This window comes from uncultured Microbacterium sp. (assembly GCF_963521645.1).
Lineage (GTDB): Bacteria > Actinomycetota > Actinomycetes > Actinomycetales > Microbacteriaceae > Microbacterium.
In genome coordinates this window covers 1-19,225 of the sequence record NZ_CAUQVQ010000019.1, presented here as the reverse complement: position 1 = coordinate 19,225, position 19,225 = coordinate 1, and the positions used below count along the sequence as shown (strand labels likewise).

The window sequence follows — 19,225 nt, the reverse complement described above, 5'->3', positions numbered from 1 at the left end:
CCGTCGTGTCACTCACTCCACGGCATCGGCCTCTCGGGTAGGCGCCGACTGTCATCGGGCAGGTGCGGCAGTTCTTCGCCGCCGGCCCTGATGCACAGCCAACGCAGCTCCCCCGGACTGTCGGGGCGGCAGCGCCACGTGCGTGCGATTCCCTGCCCCACACGGATCACCGTGCCGGGACCCACCTCGACGACCTGGTCGTCGAGCCCCATCTGACCGCGGCCGTCGAGAAACACGTAGAGCTCCTCGATGCGCGAATGGGTGTGCCAGTAGCCCGCCTGCTCGCCGGGGGCCAGTGCGTTCGCGGTGAGCCCGATGTACTGCATCGTCAGCTCGTGGTCGACGACGCGACGCCCGTCCCGCGAGCGTGCCGCGTCGAACCCGCCGTGGTGCTCGCGCCACTCGTCGAGGGCACCGATCTCGACGATCTCGACTGCCGTCATGCCTGCCCCTGCGACCCGCCGCGTTCGGCCGCCCTGCCGCTGATCGTGTGTGTCCAGCCATCTGCTGTGGCCTCGTAGACCAGACGTGTGTGGTGCCGATCGCGCTCACCCTGCCAGAACTCGACGCGGGTCGGCACGATCCGCCACAGCGCCCAATCCCCCTCAGCCACGTCCGCCCGTGCCGCGGCTGAGCGGGCGGCGAGGTCGGCGGCGCTCTCTTCAGCCGTGGCCTCTTCGACACGGCCACGCACCCGCACCGCGCGAACCTGCGGCTGCCACCAGAAGTTCAACGCCGCAGCCGGGGTGGCGGCGAGCTGCTCGCCCTTGCGCGACGACCGGGTGCTGGCGAAACCCCATCCCCGGTCATCGATCCGCTTCAGGATCAGCGTGCGCGCGTCGGGGACTCCCGCGGCATCGACGGTCGCCAGCGTGACCGTGTGCGGTTCGGGCACTCCGGCCGCGGCGGCCTCACCCAGCCATTCGGCGAACAGAACCGCCGGGTCGTCCGGCACGCGGTGCGCGTCCCATTCCGGGGCCGCTCCCGTGAGGGCGTGGCGCCCTCTCAGCCAGTCGTTGAGGTGAACGAGGTCGAGATACGAGTCTTCGTGCGTCACGCTCTCGACTATGCCACGAGAGCGGCGCGAATCACGCGAGCTCGATGAGGTCCTGGTACTCCTGGCTCCAGATGTCCTCGACGCCGTCGGGCAGGATCAGCACGCGCTCCGGGTTCAGGGACTGCACCGCGCCCGGGTCGTGCGACACCAGCACGACGGCACCCTCGTAGTGCGCGAGTGCGCCGAGGATCTCCTCGCGCGACGCGGGATCGAGGTTGTTCGTCGGCTCGTCGAGCAGCAGCAGGTTCGCGGAGGACACGACGAGCGTCGCGAGCGAGAGACGCGTCTTCTCCCCGCCCGAGAGCACTCCCGCGGGCTTGAGGACGTCGTCGCCCGTGAACAGGAATGAGCCGAGCACCTTTCGCGCCTCCGTCTCGGTGATGTGGGGTGCGGCCGACACCATGTTCTCGAGCACCGAGCGGTTCACATCGAGATTCTCGTGCTCCTGCGCGTAGTACCCGACCTTGAGCCCGTGGCCCGGCTCCAGCTGGCCGGTGTCGGGCTGATCGACGCCCGCGAGCATTCGCAGCAGAGTGGTCTTGCCCGCGCCGTTGAGGCCGAGCACGACGACCTTGGATCCGCGATCGATCGCGAGGTCGACGTCCGTGAAGATCTCGAGCGAGCCGTACGACTTCGACAGCCCGGACGCCATCATCGGCGTCTTCCCGCAGGGCGCGGGCTTCGGGAAGCGCAGCTTCGCCACCCGGTCTTCCTGGCGCACGTCGTCGAGTCCCGCGAGCAGCTTCTCGGCACGGGCGATCATCTGGTGCGCGGCCGCGGCCTTCGAGGCCTTGGCGCCGAAGCGTGCGGCCTGCAGCTGCAGAGTCGTCGCCTTCTTCTCGGCGTTCGCGCGCTCCTTCTTGCGCCGCTCCTCGTCGGCGGCGCGCTGACGGAGGTAGTTCTTCCAGTTCATGTTGTACGCGTCGATGACCTGGCGGTTGGCATCGAGGTAGAACACCCGGTTCACGGTCTCGCCCACGAGTTCGACGTCGTGACTGATCACGATGAGGCCGCCCTTGTAGTTCTTGAGGAACTCGCGCAACCACACCACGCTGTCCGCGTCGAGGTGGTTGGTGGGCTCGTCGAGGATCATCGTCTCGGCGTCGGAGAAGAGGATGCGCGCGAGTTCGATACGCCGACGCTGACCGCCCGAGAGGGTCTTCAAGGGCTGATCGAGGATGCGGTCGGGCAGCGACAGGTTGTTGGCGATGGATGCCGCCTCGGCTTCGGCCGCGTACCCGCCCTGCCCTTCGAACTCCTCCGTGAGGCGGGCGTAGCGCTTCATGGCCTTCTCGGCGACGGCGGGGTCGTCGGATCCCATCGCGACGGTCGCCTCGGCCATCCCGAGTGCGAGGCTGCCGAGTCCGCGGGCATCGAGGATGCGGGTGCGCGCGAGCATCTCCGGGTCGCCGGAGCGCGGGTCCTGCGGCAGATATCCCAGTTCACCGGACCGTGTCACGGTGCCGCCGGACGGGAGCACATCGCCCGCGAGCACCTTGGTGAGGGTGGTCTTGCCTGCACCGTTGCGGCCGACGAGACCGATCTTGTCTCCGTCGCTCACACGGAACGACACGTTCTCCATCAGGAGGCGTGCGCCCACGCGGATCTCGAGTTCGTGCACGGCAAGCACAGGCGGGATGTCCGATCTTTCAGGGGGATTCGGGCCGAGGGGCCAAACTCCCAGTATAGATCGCCCGGCTGAGTGTTCAGTCGAAGTACAGGCGATGATGCAGTCGGCATCCGGGGTTGAAGTCGGCGGCGCAGCTCGGGCACGCCGACACCTCGAGATAGCCGTCGATGCGCAACGCGCACCCGCAGACACCGCACAGCACAGCCTCGGTCGCCCTGGCCGACGTCGGCCACTGCCTCGCCTCGTGATCAGCGAGCGCCGCATGACAGAGATGACAGGGATACCAGTCTCCACAGCACGCGAACTTCAGGGCGATCACATCGAGGGGGCCGGAGTAGTGGTCGCAGCGAGTCTGACCGTCCACGAGAAGGCCGTGGACCGTGACGGCGCCGACCGCCGTCGGACGGTCCGCGCATCTACCTCTGCGGGGGGATGCGCTCGATACCTCGGGGTGATGCGGCACGTGGCCTCTGCTTCCTAGCCTTCTGAGGTGGATGTTATCAACGAGCTCGTTCTGCAGACCGTCGCGTCGCCCTGGCTCTACGTCGTGCTGCTCGTCGTGACGATCATCGACGGCTTCTTCCCGCCGATCCCGAGCGAGACCGTGCTCGTGGCCGCGGCCGCCGTGCTGGCATCCTCAGCCGATCTCTGGGCGCTGGTCCCTCTCGGAGTGATCGCCGCCGCAGGCGCGACCGTCGGCGACAACATCGCGTTCGCTCTCGGCCGCCGACTCGGCACCACGCGGTGGTCGTGGATGCGGCGTCCACGAGTGGCCGCCGCCTTCGCCCATGCCGAGCGTGCCCTCGACGAGCGCAGCGCGGCCCTCATCCTCGGCGCCCGGTACATCCCCGTCGGTCGCGTCGCCGTCAACATGTCGGCGGGTGCCCTGGGGTTCCCGTGGCGTCGTTTCGTTCCGCTGAGCATCGTCGCGGGCCTCAGCTGGAGCCTGCTGAGCCTGGCGATCGGGCTTCTCGCCGGGTCATGGGTCGCCGACCAGCCACTCGTCGGCGCAGCCGTCGGCATCGGACTCGCTCTCCTCATCGGACTCGTGATCGACCGCGTCACCGCCGCCCGGCGTCGTCGACGCGCACCCGTCCCGCAACTGGCAGGATGACAGTCATGGCACGTCGTCGGCCGCGTACGCCGCGATCCCCCCGCATCAGCCGTCGGACGGCCGCCCTCACGGCCGTCGGCGTGGTGAGCCTTGCGCTCTTCGCCGTGCTCGTGTCCCTCCAGACCGTGGTGTACGGCACCGCGCTGCCCCTGTCGTTCATTCTGGGAGCCGCTCTGTGTTCGGCCCCCCTGCTCTCCGTGCGGCATCCGCGGTGGGCGATCGTGACGTTCTGCGCTGCGGCGTTCGCGCTCCCCCTGCTCACCGCCTCCGATCGGGCCACCGCGGCGCCGTGGCCTTGGTCGGTGCCTGCTCTGCTGACCTTCGTGCTCTTCGTCGGAGTCATGACCTTCGTCCACGGCGCGCGCTCGGGCGCTGTGTCGCTCCTGATCGGCACGCTGCTGTCTCTCGCGGCCCCGCTGCTGCGTCCCGAGAACGTCGCCACTCCCGCCACCGCCGGCAGTGCCACCGCCGACCTGATCGTCACGGCGTCCGTGGCCGCGGCGATGTTCCTCGTGGCCATACTGCTCGCAGGGCGGCTGAGGGTCTCGGCCGAACTCACGAAGGAGCGGGAGCATTCGGCCCTCGCGGAGTCGCGCCGCGCTCTCGTCGAGGAGCGCACGCGCATCGCCCGAGAACTGCACGACGCCATCGCCCACAGCATGTCCGTGATCCAGGTGCAGGCGTCGACGGCTCGATATCGACTGCCCGACATCGGCGACGCCGCGACGTCGGAGTTCGAGAGCATCGCGGCGACCGCGCGGGGATCGCTCACCGAGATGAGGCGGATGCTCGGGGTGCTGCGCACCGAGGATCAGACCGCCGAGCTCGCACCGCAGCAGAGCATCGATGACATCCCGGCCCTGGTCGACACGATGCGGCGCGCCGGCATGACGGTGGGGCTCGAGATCACCGGACCGGTCTCGGACACCCCGCATGCCGTGCAGATCGCCGCCTTCCGCATCACGCAGGAGGCACTCAGCAATGCCGTGCGGCACGCGCCGGGCGCAGCGGTCACCGTGCGCGTGAACGCCGACTCCCACGTCGTCGGCGTCCGCGTGCGCAACGGCCGCGCCTCAGCCGACCAGGCTCCCGCGAGCGGGGGCTACGGTCTGCGTGGCATGCGCGAGCGCGTCGAGCTGCTCGGCGGCCGCTTCACCGCGGCCTCGACCGCGGACGGCGGGTGGGAGGTCGCGGCCTCTCTGCCCCTGCACGAGAGTCCGTCGAGCAGGACCATCAGTCAGATCACCGAGGAGCCCCTGTGACGATCTCCGTACTCATCGCCGATGACCAGGCCATGGTCCGCGCCGGATTCGCGGCCCTGCTCGACGCGCACGAGGGGATCCGCGTCGCCGGCCAGGCCGCCGACGGCGCGGAAGCCGTCACGCTCGCAGCCCGCCTCGACCCGGATGTGATCCTGATGGACGTTCGGATGCCCCAGGTCGACGGGATCGAGGCCACACGCCGCATCCTCGGTCCCGGCTACCCTGCGGCCCATGTGCCGAGGATCCTCATGCTGACGACTTTCGACATCGATGACTACGTCTACGACGCCCTCGAGGCGGGTGCGAGCGGCTTCCTGTTGAAGGACGCCCTCCCGGAGGAACTCGTGCACGCCGTGAGAGTCGTCGCCGGCGGCGATGCTCTCCTCGCGCCGAGCGTGACACGGCGCATGATCGAGCAGTTCGCGGGACGTCAGCCCCGCACGGCGACGGCGGCGAACTCGCTCGCGGAGCTGACCGACCGGGAGCGCGAGGTTCTGGTGCTCATCGGACGGGGACGGTCGAACAGCGAGATCGCAGCCGACCTGTTCATCGCCGAGCAGACCGTGAAGACCCATGTCGGAAAGGTGCTCGCGAAGCTCCGACTCCGCGACCGCGTGCACGCGGTGATCCTCGCCTACGATGCGGGACTGGTGGAACCCGCCCCCTGAGCGGCGGCACCCCGGATCACACCCTGGTAGGGGGCGAAACAGCCCCTGAGCGTGATCCCCCGACGGGTACCGCGTCCATACGCTCCTCGGACACCCATCCGAGGAGGAACACATGGCCATGCTCGAGGCACCACCCCGCATCGCTCGCTCAGCCCCGCTGCCGAGCGGCCGCGACTCAGGGATCGATCTGTTGCGAGCGGTCTGCGTCGTGGGAGTCGTGCTGCTGCATGCGCTCATGGTCGGTGTCACCGTGGTCGACGGCGGTCCCGTGTTCGCGAACGCGAGCGAGGGCACGTGGTGGATCGTCCCCGTCAGCTGGGCTCTCCAGGTCATGCCGCTGTTCTTCCTCATCGGCGGCTTCTCCGGCTACATCGCCGTGCAGCGTTCGCAGGCGCGCGGAGCGACCGCATCCGACTTCGTCGCGGCCCGCGTGCATCGTCTGCTGCGACCGGCACTGATCGCGATCGCGATCGTCGGGGCGACCCTCGCCGCGCTGGGCGCCGCCGGCATCCCGGCCGACATCATCGGGATCGCGGGCTTCCGCTACAGTCAGCCCCTCTGGTTCCTCGGTGTCTTCCTGGGTTGTCAGGCCCTCCTCCCGGCGCTCGCGAAGGCCCACGCCCGCAGGCCGCTGACGACGGTCGCCTTGCTCGTGGCGGCGTCGGTCGTCGTCGACGCGGCTCGGGCGACCGCGGGGATCGAGGGGCTGGGATTCGTGAATCTCGCGTTCGTCTGGCTCGCGCTGCAGCAGATCGGGTTCTTCCTCGCAGACGGCTCGATCGATCGCATGCCCGCAGCCGTGCGGACGATCGCAGGAGCTGTGGCGCTCGCTGCGCTCATCGGCACGTTCGCGAGCGGGGTCTACTCCCCCGACCTGATCGCCAACATCAATCCGCCCACCGCCGCCCTGTTGCTGGTCGGCGTCGTGCATCTCAGCATCGTCTCGCTCCTGCGAGGGCGCATCGAGGAGCTCAGCCGGCGACGGCCTGTGGCCGCATTCTCGGCGTTCGTGAACCGGAGGACCATGACGATCTACCTGTGGCACATGCCGGTGCTGCTCGCCATGGCCGGCATCGCGGCCGCAGTCTCTCGCGTCACGGGGTTCGCACTGCCGGAACCGAGCAGCCTCGCGTGGTGGCTGTCGCGCCCCCTCTGGCTCGCCGTCGCGCTGGCCCTGACCGCGGTGATGGCCGTCGCCCTCGCTCGCATCGAGATGCGGGCCGCACCGCGCCCCACCGACTCGTCCCGCCGGACGGCGGTCGCCGCCGTCATCGGGATCGCCTCGGTCGTGCTGCTCCTCGCCGCGGGGACGACGGCGCTCACCGCCGCGCTCTCCGTCGCCGCCATGATGCTCTCGCTCCGCCTCGTCCGCGGATCACACCAGCCCACGGGCGACCAGGGCGTCACCCACCTCGTCCGCGTGGCGTAGCGTCCTGACGAAGAGCGGCACCACCATACGGGGTCCGAGTCGCGCGTCACGGGCTCGCTGAGCCTCGCGCACGGCATGGGCGAAGCCCGTGACCACAGGGACCATCGTGAGAGTCAGCGAGACCGTCATGGCGACGGCGTCGGCATCGACGCCCACACGACGCAGCGGCCTCAGCAGCCGGTGCAGCACGACGAGCAGATCGCCCATGCGCGTCGTGATGACGAGCAGGGCGGCGAGCAGCAGCAACGACGCCACCCGTGCCGTGCTGATCCACGCGGTGAGCGGCGAGGCGAAGATCGACAGCGCCGCCCCGAGGATCAGCACGAGCCAGCGCAGCCGCCAGATCTCGAGCAGCAGCAGTCTCACCGGCAGTCCGGCGACGAGATACAGCACGCACACGATGAGCAGCGAGACCGTGACGCTCACCCCGTCGTGCGGCACCGCGGAGGAGACGAGGGCGAGGAGGGCGAAGAGTGCCAGCTTCAGGCTCGCGGGCATCCGGTGCACGACGCTCATGCCCGGGCGATACGACTCGATCACGCGCACAGCTCACGGTACTCGGAGACCACATCCTGCGGCGCGCCCGACGCGATGAGCGAGCCCTTCTCGAAGAGCAGCGCGTGATCGCATCGCGCGGCGAGATCGAGGTCGTGTGTGACGATCACGACCTGCGACGCCAGCGACAGCAGTAGATCCGAGATCCGTCGGGAATTGCGAAGGTCGAGCAGCGTCGTCGGCTCATCGGCCACGACGAGGCGCGGCTCCGTGATCAGGACGGATGCCAGGGCGAGCATCTGCCTCTGCCCACCGGACAGCTCGGACGCCGGCACATCGGCCCGATCGGAGAGTCCGTGCTCGGCCAGAGCAGCCGCCACGCGCGCCTCGACCCGCGCGCGAGGCGAGCCGCGCAAGGACAGGGCGAGATCCTCGGCCGGCGTCGGCATCAGGATCTGTGCCTGCGGGTCGGTAAAGACGAAGCCCACGCGCCGCCGCAAGGCCTTCGCGTCACGGCGAGAATCGAGATCATGCACCATGACGCGCCCTGCGTCCGGAAGGACGAGGCCGTTCAGAAGGCGCGCGAATGTCGACTTGCCCGAGCCGTTGGCGCCGACGACGGCGATCCTCGGGGCTGAGAGTTCGATGCTCACATCGCGCAGGATCCGCCGCCCTTCCCGTTCGACGGTCACACGGTCGACCGAGATGGATCCGACGGCGGTCTCAGACTGCACGGACGGGCGCAGGCGCCGGCGTGGGGCGCATGTCGAAGGCTCGGGGATATGCACGCCGCAACGCGAGAACCATCGCCGTCGCCGCTGCCGCCTTGAGGAGATCCCCGGGGAGGAACACGAGACTCGCGAGAGCCGTGGGCCCGAGATCGAGGCCGAGCACGAGTGCGGTGACGGGGACGCCGCACAGATACACCACGAGGATGCCGCCCACGGTCACCCCCAGTGCGACCCGCCACCACCGCATCCGACCGCTGCGCACGATGAGGCCGATGATGACGACGCCGATGACCCACCCGAGCAGATAGCCGGCCGTGGGACCGACGAAGACGCCGAGACCACCCCGCCCACCGGCGAGGACCGGCAGCCCGATCGCGGCGAGCACGAGCACCAGAAGCACCGAGAGCGGCGCGAGTCGCGGACCGAGCACTGCTCCGGCGAGCATCACACCAAGTGTCTGCGCGGTGAGGGGAACACCTCCCGGGATCGGGACGGTCACCATGCCGAGCACCACGATGAGGGCGGCGAAGACCGCCGTCCTGGCCAGTTCTCGACCGAGGTCGCGTGCGTGATCACCCATTCGTCGACACCTTCCTGAACACTGTTCACCTGAACGGTGTTCACTATACTCAGATCATGAGTCCCGATCACAATCCGATCCGTCACGACCGTGACGGCGTGGCGCGCGCCGCTCTCGCACTGCTCGACGAGGTCGGGTTGGCCGATCTGTCCATGCGCAGGATCGCAGGGGCGCTCGACGTGCAGCCGAGTGCGCTGTACTGGCACTTCTCGAGTAAGCAGGAACTCCTCGCAGAACTCGCCGACCGCATCACCGACACGATCCCGCGCGACGACGCGGACGTGCTGACCACAGCGCGCCGCATTCGCGACGCGCTTTTCACCTATCGGGATGGTGCCGAGCTCGTGCTCAGCACCTACGCCCTGCGTCTCGGCTCATCGTCCGCGCAGATCGCGCTCGAGGCCGCACTCGCGCGCCACGGTCGATCGGATGCTCGCGACCGCGGAGCCGCTCTCCTGCATTTCGTGCTCGGCCATGCGACACTCGTGCAGCAGCGCATGCACGCCGAGAGTCACGGCGCCGCCCTCGACGACGGCGAGACCGATGTCACCGCAGGCCTCGATCGGGTCTTCGACCTGGGCGTCGCGGCCCTCAGCGGGGAGTCGCCCACCCCCGCTCCCGTCTCTCAGTCCGCGGCAGGCGCCTCTGCGGCGTGACCCAACCGGAGTCCCGGCACGAGAGCGAGCAGCACCAGACCGAGGCAGAACGCGAAGACGATCCCGAACGCACTCGCCCCGCCTCCGAGACTCGCAACCGCGAGACCCGCGAGAGCGATCACGACCGCGGCTCCCGTGGAGTCCGAGATCGACAGCGCTGAGGAGTTGAACCCCTGATTGCCGGGATCCGAGTATGCCAGCGTGAGCACGGTGAGCCGCGGATACAGCAGCCCCATGCCACCTCCGGCGAATGCCCAGCCCGCCACGACGAACAGCGGGGAGAGACCCCACAGGGCTGCCAGGAGCACGAAGACCAGCGCGCACAGGAGCAGCGACAGGCTGATCACGGTGATGCGAGTGTTGCCAAGACGTTCACCGAACCGTCCCTGCAGAGCCGAGGCGCCGGCCCAGGCGAAGGCGGCCAGCATCAGCGCGATGCCCGCCCAGGTCGCCGTGAATTCGAAACGCTCCATCAGCAGGTAGGGGATGTATGCCTCGGCGGCGAAGAAGGCGCCGGCGATGATGCCACGCATGAGCACGACGCTCGGCAGCCCTCGACCGGCGCGCAGGGTGTGCCGCGGGAGCAGCGGGAGGACCGCGACGGCGATCACCGCCATCGATCCCAGTGCGACGGCCCACCCCGTTCCCACGGGCATCTCCGCCGTGAAGCCGATCAGCACCGCGAACACCGCGACGACGACGGCGAGCCCCAACCGGATCACGAGAGCCTGACGATCCTGCGTCTCGCCCTGCCCGAGGGAGACCCCGCGCAGACGCACCGCGATGATCACGAAGGCCGCCGTGGTCAGAACGGCCACCCCCAGGAACGCCCATCGCCAGTCGAGGTACTCCGCGACGGCCCCGGCGAGGAAGGGACCGATCATCGAGGGCACGACCCACGCGGCGGCGAACGCCGCGAAGACCGCGCCGTGGAGATGAGGGGGATACAGCCGCGCCACGACCACGTACAGCGCCACCGTCTGCCCTCCGGCGCCGAGCCCCTGAACCAACCGCCCGATCAGGAACTGATCCATCGTCACCGCGAGGCCCGACAGCAGCAGGCCGGCGATGAACAGCGTCACTGCCGCATACAGTGCACCGCGGGGTCCTCGCGCGTCCGACCATGCGCCGGCGGCGACCATGCCGATCACGCTCGTCGCCAGGGTCCCCGCGAACGCGACCGCGTACAGGTCCTGTCCGTCGAGCGCCTCGCTGACGATGGGCATGACCGTGGTCACGGCCAGAGCCTCGATCGCGGCCAGGAAGATCAGCGCGACCGAGCCGGCGGTGACCCAGAGGCGTCCCCGGTCCCAGATCGATGCGGTCGGCGCCGGGGCCGTCATCGGTCCACGAGCGTCGCGATGCGCTCGATGGCCTCGGTGATGATCTCGGGACTGGTGCCGAAGTTCAGCCGGACGAATCCCCTCCCCGGCTCGCCGAAAGCAGGACCGAAGTGCAGGGCGACCTTCGCCTCCTTGAGGATCCGTCGTGCGGGATTGTCGCCCCACCCCACCCTCGAGAGATCGATCCAGGCAAGGTATCCGGCGTCGGGAATCCGGTAGCGAGCGTCGGGCAGCCGGGACGCCAGCAGATCCTCGAGCAGCACTCTGTTCTGATCGAGGGTCGCGAGCAGACCGTCGAGCCAGGGATCGCTCTCCTCCGAGAAGGCGGCCACCGCAGCCAGGAGTCCGAAGTGGCCTGTGCGCCACTCGACTTCGATCGGCAGCCCTCGCACGACGTCACTGGTGGGCTCCGATGCGGTCACCATGAGCGCGCATTTGAGACCGGCCAGATTGAAGGCCTTGCTCGCGCTGACGACGGCATACCCCACACGCTCGGCGGCGTCACCCGCGTCGAGGAACGGCGTGAACACGATCCCCGGCTGGACGAGCGGGGCATGGATCTCATCCGAGACGACCGCGGCGCCGAACTCGTCGGCGATCTCGGCCAGAGCCGTGAGGGTCTCGCGGCTGTGCACCGTGCCGGTCGGATTATGAGGGCTGCACAGCAGCATCGCGGTCGCGCCGCCTTCGAATGCCGCACGGATGCCGTCGAGATCGAGCTCCCACCCGGTGCCGGTGTCGATCAACGGCACGCGGACGTCTTCGGCACCCGCCTCGGCGATGAGGTCGTAGAACGGCGGATACACCGGCGGGGTGACCACGACCCCTTCTCCCGGCTGCGTGACACGGCGGAGGATCTCCACGATGCCCAGGCTCACATCCGCGGTGCTGCGCATCCGCGCCGGATCCGGCTCCCAGTCGAACCGCCGGCGGGCGAACGAGGCATACGTCGCAGGCAGCGGGGTCCGCGACGCGATGTATCCGGTGTCACCGAGGTCGACGGCGCGTCGCAAGGCGGCCGAGACCGTCGGAGCGAGCGGGAAATCGGTCTCCGCGACGAACAGCGGAAGCACATCGGCGGGGTACTCCCGCCACTTCTCGCTGCTGCGCTCGCGGAGCTCGGCCAGAGGCAGAGCCGTGACCTCGAGCATCCTCAGATCGCGAAGCCGAGAGCACGCATCATGTCGCGCCCGTCGTCGGTGATCCGCTCCGGACCCCACGGCGGCATCCACACCCAGTTGATGCGGAAGCGATCGACCACGCTGTCCAGAGCCTGTGCGGTCTGATCTTCGAGCACGTCCGTGAGGGGGCAGCCCGCGCTGGTCAGCGTCATGTGGATGACGAGAGCATCGTTCTCGTCATCCCAGGCGAGGTCGTAGATCAGGCCGAGGTCGACGACGTTGATCCCGAGCTCCGGGTCCATGACGTCCTTGAGAGCCTCGGTGACCTCGTCGTACTTCGCGTCGGTGAGGGTGGCTGTCATGCGAATCAGCCTACGCCTCGATCGGGGCTGCGGGGTCGAGGAATCGGTCGTATCCCTCGTCCTCGAGCCGGTCGGCGAGCTCCGGGCCGCCCTCTTCGACGATCTTCCCCGCGACGACCACGTGCACGAAGTCGGGACGGATGTAGCGGAGGATGCGGGTGTAGTGCGTGATCAGCAGTACGCCGAGGCCCGTGGTGTCCTTGGCGCGGTTGACGCCCTCGGAGACGATCTTCAGCGCGTCGACGTCGAGGCCGGAGTCGGTCTCGTCGAGGATCGCGAACTGGGGCTTGAGCACCTCGAGCTGCAGGATCTCGTGACGCTTCTTCTCGCCGCCCGAGAAGCCCTCGTTGACGTTGCGCTGGGCGAACTTCGGATCCATGCGCAGGTTGGCCATGGCCGCCTTGACGTCCTTGGTCCAGCCGCGGATCGCCGGCGCTTCGCCGTCGAGAGCAGTCTTGGCCGTGCGGAGGAAGTTGGTGACCGTCACTCCGGGGATCTCGACGGGGTACTGCATCGCGAGGAACAGCCCGGCGCGAGCGCGCTCGTCGACGCTCATGGCGAGCACGTCCTGGCCGTCGAAGGTGATAGAGCCCGAGGTCACCGTGTACTTCGGGTGACCGGCGATCGTGTACGCGAGCGTCGACTTGCCCGAGCCGTTCGGGCCCATGATCGCGTGGGTCTCACCGGTGTTCATGGTGAGGGTGATTCCGTTGAGGATCGGGGTGGTACCCGCCTCGGTCTCGACCGTCACATGCAGGTCGCGGATTTCGAGAACAGACATTCAGACTTCCTTCGTCACAGTCGGGTCGATGAGCACGTCGTCGCCGTCGATCTCGACGACGTAGACCGGAACGGGCTCATAAGCGGGGAGATTCTGGGGCTTGCCGGTGAGCAGGGAGAACGCGGACCCGTGGGCCCAGCACTCCACCGTGTCACCCTCGACGAAGCCTTCGGAGAGCGAGATGTCGCCGTGCGTGCAGGTGTCGCCGATCGCGTGGATGACACCCTCCGAGTCCTTGATGACGGTGATGGGGACACCGCCCGGCTCGACACGGATCGGCATGTCCTGCTCGAGTTCCGCGACGCCGCACACGCGTTCGGCGCTCATGCGGTCACCTCGGCGAGCTCCGCCTCGATCGCGTCGAGCAGCTCGGTCTCCAGCGCCGGGATGCCCAGGCGCTGGACGATGTCGGTGAGGAAACCGAGCACGACGAGACGGCGGGCTTCCTCTTCGCTGATGCCGCGGGCCTGCAGGTAGAAGAGCTGCTCGTCGTCGAAACGACCTGTGGCGCTGGCATGGCCGGCACCGAGGATGTCTCCGGTCTCGATCTCGAGGTTCGGGATCGAATCGGCGCGCGCACCCTCGGTGAGCACCAGGTTGCGGTTCGCCTCGTACGAGTCGGTGCCCGTCGCGTCGGCGCCGATCAGCACGTCGCCGATCCAGACGCTGTGCGCGCCCTCGCCCTGGAGCGCACCCTTGTAGAGCACGTCGCCCTTGGTGTGCGGGCCCTTGTGGTGCAGGTACACCTGGCTCTCGAGGTGCTGTCCGGCATCGGCGTACGACAGGCCGTAGAGGTAGCCCTCCGACCCGGCTCCCGCGAGCTCGACGCTCGGGTTCACACGCACGACTCCGCCGCCGAAGCTGATGACGAAGTGCTTGAGCGTGGCATCCGCATCGACCCGCGCCTGATGCGCCGAGGCGTGCACGGCGGCATCCTGCCACTGCTGCAGGCTGATGACGGTGAGCTTCGCGCCGTCGCGGACGATGATCTCGACGTTCTGCGCGTACTGCGCCGCACCGGTGTGCTGCAGCACGACCGTGGCCGAGCTGTGCTCGAGCGCCTCGATCACGATGTGGGCGTCGGCACGCAGTTCTGCGCCGAGGCCGTCGATCGAGACGAGGATCGGCTCTGCGACCTCCTCTTCGCGAGGGATGCGGATGTGCAGTGCCTCCGGCGAGCCCTGCCAGGCGACCGCTGCGGTGACGTCTTCCGCGAGGAAGACCTCTCCGCGGGGAGCGACGCCGGCGCCGAGCGGTGCGGAGACGTACTGCTCTCCGGCGCCGAACGAGTAGCTCACTCCCTCGGCCGAGCCTGCGACCTCGAAGAGCGGCGAGAGCTTCGCGACCGGCGTGTGCTTCCAGTTGACCTCACGCCCGGTCGGCGAACCGAAGTCGGCCGGCTCGAACGAGTGGGGCCGCTCCGATCGGGTCTGCACCGGCACGAATCCGGCATCTGCGACCTGAGCCGCGGGGTCGATGTGCGCGTTCGTATGCTGCGCCTCGCTGGGCGCTGTCGTCGAGGCCGCCATTTAGCCGACCGATCCTTCCATGCCCATCTCGATGAGCTTGTTCAATTCCATCGCGTACTCCATGGGGAGTTCACGCGCGATCGGCTCGATGAAGCCGCGCACGATCATCGCCATCGCCTCGTCCTCGGGCATACCGCGTGACTGCAGGTAGAAGAGCTGTTCCTCGCTGACCTTGGAGACCGTCGCCTCGTGGCCGAGCTGCACGTCGTCGACGCGGATGTCGATCGCCGGGTAGGTGTCGGAGCGCGACTTGGTGTCGACCAGCAGTGCGTCGCAGCGCACGGTGTTGGCGGAGTGGTGCGCGTTCGCGTCGACCCGTACCTCACCGCGGTATCCCGCACGGCCTCCGCCGCGAGCGATCGACTTCGAGACGATCGACGACTGCGTGTACGGAGCCATGTGGATCATCTTGGCGCCGGCGTCCTGGTGCTGTCCCGGACCCGCGAAGGCGACCGACAGGGTTTCGCCCTTGGCGTGCTCGCCCATCAGGTAGATCGACGGGTACTTCATGGTCACCTTGGAGCCGATGTTGCCGTCGACCCACTCCATGGTCGCGCCCTCGTGCGCGACCGCACGCTTGGTGACGAGGTTGTAGACGTTGTTCGACCAGTTCTGGATCGTCGTGTACCGCACTCGGGCGTTCTTCTTCACGATGATCTCGACGACGGCCGAGTGCAGGGAGTCCGACTTGTAGATCGGGGCGGTGCAGCCCTCGATGTAGTGGACGTAGCTGTCCTCGTCGGCGATGATCAGGGTCCGCTCGAACTGACCCATGTTCTCGGTGTTGATGCGGAAGTACGCCTGCAGCGGGATCTCGACGTGCACGCCCTTGGGGACGTAGACGAACGAGCCGCCCGACCAGACAGCGGTGTTGAGCGCGGCGAACTTGTTGTCACCGGCCGGGATCACGGTGCCGAAGTACTCCTCGAAGAACTCGGGGTGCTCCCGCAGGGCCGTGTCGGTGTCCATGAAGATGACGCCCTGCTCCTCCAGGTCCTCGCGGATCTGGTGGTAGACGACCTCGGACTCGTACTGAGCGGCGACACCGGCGACGAGCCGCTGACGCTCTGCCTCGGGGATGCCGAGGCGCTCGTAGGTCTCCCGGATCTCAGCGGGGAGGTCCTCCCAGGACTGCGCCTGCTTCTCGGTCGAGCGCACGAAGTACTTGATGTTGTCGAAGTCGATCTCGCTGAGGTCTGCACCCCAGGTCGGCATCGGCTTGCGTCCGAAGAGCTGATAGCCCTTGAGACGGGTCTTCAGCATCCATTCGGGCTCGTGCTTGAGCGCCGAGATCCCGCGAACCACCTCTTCGGAGATTCCACGTTTCGCGATGGCTCCGGCGGCATCTTCGTCATGCCATCCGAATTCGTACACTCCGAGGCTGTCAAGCTCCGGCCGGTCGATCAGCACATCCGACATCACACACTCTCCTCACAGGTCCCAAACGGTGTCATCCGCCCCGACACACCTGATCCCCGTCGAGTCTGCGGGAGCGGGTGCCGTTGGTGGGCCCTCATCACCGGCGCATCCATCGCGCCTAAACTGTTAGTGATGGTGCAGCGCGGTCAGCGCTCATCACAACAATCCGATTCTACAGGTTCCGCCTGAAGACAGGGCCGCTCGCCGTGTCCGCCGCGGTTCGGAGAGACTTATGCCCGAGACGACGATCTCCTCCCCCACGATCCCATCGACTGCGTCGTCGACCCACGCCGCCCTGTGGGGACGCGCGCTGCGCGTCGTCGCCTGGCTGTCATTCCTCGCCCAGACGATCATCATCGGCACGGGCGGCGCTGTGAGACTCACAGGTTCCGGTCTCGGATGCTCGGAGTGGCCGCTCTGCACGCCCGAGTCGCTCGTGCCGATCTATGCCGATCAGGGAATCCACGGCGTCATCGAGTTCGGCAACCGGGTCATGACGGGCGTCGTGGGCATCATCGCCCTCGCCGTGCTCCTCCTGGTGCTGGCGCGCGTGGGAGGCAAGCGCCTCGTCTTCTCGGCCCTGCGCTTCGCCGCCGCCGGCATCGTCGTCGCCGGCATCGTCTTCCTCATCTTCTCCCTCATGAAGCTCGCCGCGACCCCGTTCGCGATGGGCGCCCTGCTCATCACCGTGATCGCCGCGATCGTCCGCTCGGTCCGGCTCGCGAGCGATCGGCGTGACCTCGTCGTGCTCGCCTGGGTGGTGCTGGCAGGGGTCGTCGCGCAGGCACTCGTCGGCGGCATCACCGTGCTCACGGGACTCAATCCCTTCATCGTCGGCTTCCACTACGTGTCGTCGCTGCTGCTCGTCTGTGTCACCGCCGCATTCCTGGTACGCCTGTACGCCCCGGCGCTGCCGCGAGAGCGCGCCGTGCCGAAGTGGTTCGCCATCCTCACGCATGTGACGGGTCTCGCTCTGGCCGTCACGATCGTGTTCGGCGTGCTCACGACCGGATCGGGCCCGCACTCCGGCGACGCCGACGTCTTCCGGCACGGATTCGACGCGACGGTCCTGGCACACGTCCATTCCTGGCCCGGCTACATCCTCGCCGCGCTGGTGCTCGCCCTCACCGTCTCCGCCTGGGCTCTCCGTCTCGAGCCTCGCCGCTGGCTCCTCGTGCTGGTCATCGCGATCCTCGTGCAGGTCGCGGTCGGCGTATGGCAGGCGCGCGAAGGCCTTCCTCCGATCCTGGTCGGCATCCACATGGTGCTGGCTTCCCTCTCGGCCGCCGCGTACACCGTCGTGGCGCTGCATCTCAAGAAGCCGATCGGCACTCGCGACTGATCCGGCGGCGCCTGCCGATACGGCGCCACGCGGCATCCGGAGACCGATCCGCACAGACGATGCACAGCTGCGACATCAGCGACTCATCACTTCGTCGTGCAACGTGGCCGACATGAACAAGTCATTGACACGCAGCATCGGCTTCTGGCTCCTCCTCGTCCTCTCCCTCGTCGCGACGGGGGTCGGCGGATGGATCATCGCCGGGCAGATCGGGACGATGACGACCACCCTGCTCGACGGCACCGCGACGGGCATCGAGGTCTACGTGGGCCAGTCGCTCGTGGTCGTCGGCGCGGCATTGCTCGGCGCCGGAGTGCTCGGCATCCTCCTCGCCGTCGCGCTCACCGCCGTACACGCGATGATGCCGTCGCCCGCGCCGATCGTCGTCGAGCCCATCGACTGGGCAGCCGAGAACGGCGACGAGACCGGCGGGCTCCCGGAGGAGCAGACAGCGGAGGTCCCGGACGTGCAGCCGTCGGCAGAGACGTCAGAAGCCAGCGACGACGATCAGAACGGCAGCAGCGGGTCGACCGCGACGGCCACGAAGATCAGCGTCAAGTAGGTGATCGAGGCGTGGAAGACCCGCATCGGACGCGCCTCGTTCCCTCGCACCGCCTGGTTGTACAGGCGGTGCGATTCGTAGATGAACCATCCGCCGAACACCGCCGCCGAGACGCCGTAGACGAGACCCATGTTGGCGATCGGGATCAGCAGCAGTGAGCAGGCGACCGTCGCCCACGCGTACAGGATCACCTGGAGCCCCACCTGCGAGGCGTTGCGCGTGACGCCGAGCATCGGCACATCGACGTCTTCGTAGTCGTCCTTGTACTTCATCGACAGCGGCCAGTAGTGCGGCGGGGTCCAGAGGAAGATGAGCGCGAAGAGGACGAATGCGGGCCAGTCGAGCGAACCCGTGACCGCGGCCCAGCCGATGAGGACCGGGAAGCACCCGGCGATCCCACCCCAGATGATGTTCTGCTCGGTCCGGCGCTTGAGGATCATCGTGTAGATCACGACGTAGAAGAAGATCGCGGATGCCGAGAGCGTGGCGGCCAGCCAGTTCGTCGTGAACCAGAGCCACACGGTCGAGACGACCGCGAGAGTCCACGAGAAGATCAGCGCGCCGCGGGGCGTGATCTCCCCCGTCACGAGAGGACGGTTCTCGGTGCGGTGCATGTGCGCGTCGATGTCTCGATCGAGATACATGTTGAACGCCGCGGCGGAGCCCGCGCTCAGTGAGCCGCCGATGACGGTCGCCAGCACGAGGAGCATGTCGGGAAGTCCGCCCTGCGCGAGGAACATCACCGGAACGGTGGATACCAGCAGCAGCTCGAGGACTCGCGGTTTGGTGAGGGCGACGTACGCCTTCACGGTGCGACCGATGGACTTCTTCACAACGGTCTGATCAGACATCGTCGAGATCTCGATCGCCTCCTCCGCACGCGTCACGACAGCTTTCCCAGTCTAAGGCACAGCGATGCTGTGGATAACGCGTCCGCCACCCTGCCGTTCGCGGCTACCGTGACCGGATGACGCCGCTCCGCCGCCCCGCGCTCCCCCTCGCTGCGGTCGCCGCATTCGTCGCGCTCATGCTCGGCGGCTGCGCGCCCGCACCGCCGCCCCGGCCGTCAGTGACGCCGGCTTTCGCGAGTGAGGCCGAGGCCTTCGCCGCAGCGGAAGAGGTCTATCGGGCGTACCTCGATGCC

At 68.2% G+C, this 19,225-nt stretch carries 22 protein-coding genes; 7 read left to right on the top strand and 15 right to left on the bottom strand.

The window, feature by feature from the left end; translation table 11 throughout:
* Window positions 1–8 precede the first annotated feature (8 nt).
* The 4 genes from RWO82_RS06730 to RWO82_RS06715 form a co-directional block, all read right to left on the bottom strand.
* Window positions 9–443, bottom strand: a complete 435-nt coding sequence (locus RWO82_RS06730; protein WP_314424992.1) for a cupin domain-containing protein — start codon at window positions 441–443, stop codon at window positions 9–11.
* Window positions 440–1,057: a pyridoxamine 5'-phosphate oxidase family protein gene (locus RWO82_RS06725; RefSeq protein WP_399540726.1), complete on the bottom strand. Its 618-nt coding sequence runs from the start codon at window positions 1,055–1,057 to the stop codon at window positions 440–442. Before RWO82_RS06725 ends, RWO82_RS06730 begins: the two co-directional genes overlap by 4 nt.
* 31 nt (window positions 1,058–1,088) lie before the next feature.
* Complete coding sequence (locus tag RWO82_RS06720) at window positions 1,089–2,687, bottom strand: ABC-F family ATP-binding cassette domain-containing protein (protein ID WP_314424991.1); 1,599 nt, start codon at window positions 2,685–2,687, stop codon at window positions 1,089–1,091.
* Window positions 2,688–2,763: 76 nt separating this feature from the next.
* Window positions 2,764–3,051, bottom strand: coding sequence for a CHY zinc finger protein (locus RWO82_RS06715; RefSeq protein WP_314424989.1), 288 nt, complete (start codon window positions 3,049–3,051; stop codon window positions 2,764–2,766).
* Between the two features lie 126 nt (window positions 3,052–3,177).
* Here RWO82_RS06715 and RWO82_RS06710 point away from each other — a divergent pair, with 126 nt between their 5' ends.
* From RWO82_RS06710 to RWO82_RS06695, 4 genes are all read left to right on the top strand, one after another.
* The gene (locus RWO82_RS06710) at window positions 3,178–3,801 is read left to right on the top strand and encodes a VTT domain-containing protein (RefSeq protein ID WP_314424988.1); all 624 of its coding nucleotides are present in this window, start codon (window positions 3,178–3,180) and stop codon (window positions 3,799–3,801) included.
* A 5-nt stretch (window positions 3,802–3,806) separates the two neighbouring features.
* Window positions 3,807–5,063, top strand: coding sequence for a sensor histidine kinase (locus tag RWO82_RS06705; protein ID WP_314424985.1), 1,257 nt, complete (start codon window positions 3,807–3,809; stop codon window positions 5,061–5,063).
* On the top strand, window positions 5,060–5,731 hold the full coding sequence (locus RWO82_RS06700) for a response regulator transcription factor (protein WP_314424983.1): 672 nt from the start codon (window positions 5,060–5,062) through the stop codon (window positions 5,729–5,731). The genes RWO82_RS06705 and RWO82_RS06700 overlap by 4 nt, the downstream gene beginning before the upstream one ends.
* Window positions 5,732–5,843: 112 nt before the next feature.
* Complete coding sequence (locus RWO82_RS06695) at window positions 5,844–7,160, top strand: acyltransferase (protein WP_314424981.1); 1,317 nt, start codon at window positions 5,844–5,846, stop codon at window positions 7,158–7,160.
* Here RWO82_RS06695 and RWO82_RS06690 read toward each other — a convergent pair.
* From RWO82_RS06690 to RWO82_RS06680, 3 genes are read right to left on the bottom strand one after another with little or no spacing between them, the layout of a single operon-like run.
* A complete protein-coding gene (locus tag RWO82_RS06690; RefSeq protein WP_314424979.1) occupies window positions 7,107–7,676 on the bottom strand; it encodes an energy-coupling factor transporter transmembrane component T in 570 nt (189 codons plus the stop codon). The two genes, RWO82_RS06695 and RWO82_RS06690, sit on opposite strands and share 54 nt — an antisense overlap.
* Window positions 7,677–7,696: 20 nt before the next feature.
* Window positions 7,697–8,389 (bottom strand): energy-coupling factor ABC transporter ATP-binding protein, encoded by a 693-nt coding sequence (locus RWO82_RS06685; protein WP_314424977.1) that lies wholly within the window; start codon window positions 8,387–8,389, stop codon window positions 7,697–7,699.
* Window positions 8,379–8,966: a biotin transporter BioY gene (locus RWO82_RS06680; protein WP_314424975.1), complete on the bottom strand. Its 588-nt coding sequence runs from the start codon at window positions 8,964–8,966 to the stop codon at window positions 8,379–8,381. The genes RWO82_RS06685 and RWO82_RS06680 overlap by 11 nt, the downstream gene beginning before the upstream one ends.
* Window positions 8,967–9,022: 56 nt before the next feature.
* Between RWO82_RS06680 and RWO82_RS06675 the strand changes: the two genes are divergently transcribed.
* Entirely contained in the window at window positions 9,023–9,622 is a 600-nt protein-coding gene (locus RWO82_RS06675) for a TetR family transcriptional regulator (RefSeq protein WP_314424973.1), read from the top strand.
* Here RWO82_RS06675 and RWO82_RS06670 read toward each other — a convergent pair.
* Genes RWO82_RS06670 through sufB form a run of 7 tightly spaced genes read right to left on the bottom strand, consistent with a single transcriptional unit; the run spans window position 9,592 to window position 16,177 of the window.
* Window positions 9,592–10,965 (bottom strand): MFS transporter, encoded by a 1,374-nt coding sequence (locus tag RWO82_RS06670; protein WP_314424971.1) that lies wholly within the window; start codon window positions 10,963–10,965, stop codon window positions 9,592–9,594. The two genes, RWO82_RS06675 and RWO82_RS06670, sit on opposite strands and share 31 nt — an antisense overlap.
* On the bottom strand, window positions 10,962–12,116 hold the full coding sequence (locus tag RWO82_RS06665) for an aminotransferase class I/II-fold pyridoxal phosphate-dependent enzyme (protein ID WP_314424969.1): 1,155 nt from the start codon (window positions 12,114–12,116) through the stop codon (window positions 10,962–10,964). The genes RWO82_RS06670 and RWO82_RS06665 overlap by 4 nt, the downstream gene beginning before the upstream one ends.
* Window positions 12,117–12,118: 2 nt before the next feature.
* Window positions 12,119–12,448: a metal-sulfur cluster assembly factor gene (locus RWO82_RS06660; RefSeq protein WP_201469981.1), complete on the bottom strand. Its 330-nt coding sequence runs from the start codon at window positions 12,446–12,448 to the stop codon at window positions 12,119–12,121.
* Between the two features lie 10 nt (window positions 12,449–12,458).
* Entirely contained in the window at window positions 12,459–13,229 is a 771-nt protein-coding gene (sufC, locus tag RWO82_RS06655; RefSeq protein ID WP_314424966.1) for a Fe-S cluster assembly ATPase SufC, read from the bottom strand.
* Window positions 13,230–13,556: a non-heme iron oxygenase ferredoxin subunit gene (locus tag RWO82_RS06650; protein WP_314424964.1), complete on the bottom strand. Its 327-nt coding sequence runs from the start codon at window positions 13,554–13,556 to the stop codon at window positions 13,230–13,232. It abuts the gene before it with no gap.
* A complete protein-coding gene (gene sufD / locus RWO82_RS06645) occupies window positions 13,553–14,758 on the bottom strand; it encodes a Fe-S cluster assembly protein SufD (RefSeq protein ID WP_314424962.1) in 1,206 nt (401 codons plus the stop codon). The genes RWO82_RS06650 and sufD overlap by 4 nt, the downstream gene beginning before the upstream one ends.
* Complete coding sequence (gene sufB / locus RWO82_RS06640; RefSeq protein ID WP_201469984.1) at window positions 14,759–16,177, bottom strand: Fe-S cluster assembly protein SufB; 1,419 nt, start codon at window positions 16,175–16,177, stop codon at window positions 14,759–14,761.
* Between the two features lie 232 nt (window positions 16,178–16,409).
* Here sufB and RWO82_RS06635 point away from each other — a divergent pair, with 232 nt between their 5' ends.
* Window positions 16,410–17,519, top strand: a complete 1,110-nt coding sequence (locus RWO82_RS06635) for a COX15/CtaA family protein (RefSeq protein ID WP_314424960.1) — start codon at window positions 16,410–16,412, stop codon at window positions 17,517–17,519.
* Between the two features lie 112 nt (window positions 17,520–17,631).
* The gene (locus RWO82_RS06630) at window positions 17,632–18,081 is read left to right on the top strand and encodes a hypothetical protein (RefSeq protein ID WP_314424958.1); all 450 of its coding nucleotides are present in this window, start codon (window positions 17,632–17,634) and stop codon (window positions 18,079–18,081) included.
* Here RWO82_RS06630 and RWO82_RS06625 read toward each other — a convergent pair.
* The gene (locus RWO82_RS06625; RefSeq protein ID WP_314425038.1) at window positions 18,027–18,932 is read right to left on the bottom strand and encodes a heme o synthase; all 906 of its coding nucleotides are present in this window, start codon (window positions 18,930–18,932) and stop codon (window positions 18,027–18,029) included. The genes RWO82_RS06630 and RWO82_RS06625 overlap by 55 nt on opposite strands.
* Between the last annotated feature and the right edge of the window lie 293 nt (window positions 18,933–19,225).

Excerpts from the sequence above, each read along its gene's own strand:
- RWO82_RS06730 (WP_314424992.1), bottom strand. The coding sequence starts at position 443 with ATGACGGCAGTCGAGATCGTCGAGATCGGTGCCCTCGACGAGTGGCGC.
- RWO82_RS06705 (WP_314424985.1), top strand. The coding sequence starts at position 3,807 with ATGGCACGTCGTCGGCCGCGTACGCCGCGATCCCCCCGCATCAGCCGT.
- RWO82_RS06695 (WP_314424981.1), top strand. The coding sequence starts at position 5,844 with ATGGCCATGCTCGAGGCACCACCCCGCATCGCTCGCTCAGCCCCGCTG.
- RWO82_RS06690 (WP_314424979.1), bottom strand. The coding sequence starts at position 7,676 with ATGAGCGTCGTGCACCGGATGCCCGCGAGCCTGAAGCTGGCACTCTTC.
- RWO82_RS06680 (WP_314424975.1), bottom strand. The coding sequence starts at position 8,966 with ATGGGTGATCACGCACGCGACCTCGGTCGAGAACTGGCCAGGACGGCG.
- RWO82_RS06675 (WP_314424973.1), top strand. The coding sequence starts at position 9,023 with ATGAGTCCCGATCACAATCCGATCCGTCACGACCGTGACGGCGTGGCG.
- RWO82_RS06670 (WP_314424971.1), bottom strand. The coding sequence starts at position 10,965 with ATGACGGCCCCGGCGCCGACCGCATCGATCTGGGACCGGGGACGCCTC.
- RWO82_RS06665 (WP_314424969.1), bottom strand. The coding sequence starts at position 12,116 with ATGCTCGAGGTCACGGCTCTGCCTCTGGCCGAGCTCCGCGAGCGCAGC.
- RWO82_RS06660 (WP_201469981.1), bottom strand. The coding sequence starts at position 12,448 with ATGACAGCCACCCTCACCGACGCGAAGTACGACGAGGTCACCGAGGCT.
- sufC (WP_314424966.1), bottom strand. The coding sequence starts at position 13,229 with ATGTCTGTTCTCGAAATCCGCGACCTGCATGTGACGGTCGAGACCGAG.
- RWO82_RS06650 (WP_314424964.1), bottom strand. The coding sequence starts at position 13,556 with ATGAGCGCCGAACGCGTGTGCGGCGTCGCGGAACTCGAGCAGGACATG.
- sufD (WP_314424962.1), bottom strand. The coding sequence starts at position 14,758 with ATGGCGGCCTCGACGACAGCGCCCAGCGAGGCGCAGCATACGAACGCG.
- sufB (WP_201469984.1), bottom strand. The coding sequence starts at position 16,177 with ATGTCGGATGTGCTGATCGACCGGCCGGAGCTTGACAGCCTCGGAGTG.
- RWO82_RS06635 (WP_314424960.1), top strand. The coding sequence starts at position 16,410 with ATGCCCGAGACGACGATCTCCTCCCCCACGATCCCATCGACTGCGTCG.
- RWO82_RS06630 (WP_314424958.1), top strand. The coding sequence starts at position 17,632 with ATGAACAAGTCATTGACACGCAGCATCGGCTTCTGGCTCCTCCTCGTC.
- RWO82_RS06625 (WP_314425038.1), bottom strand. The coding sequence starts at position 18,932 with ATGTCTGATCAGACCGTTGTGAAGAAGTCCATCGGTCGCACCGTGAAG.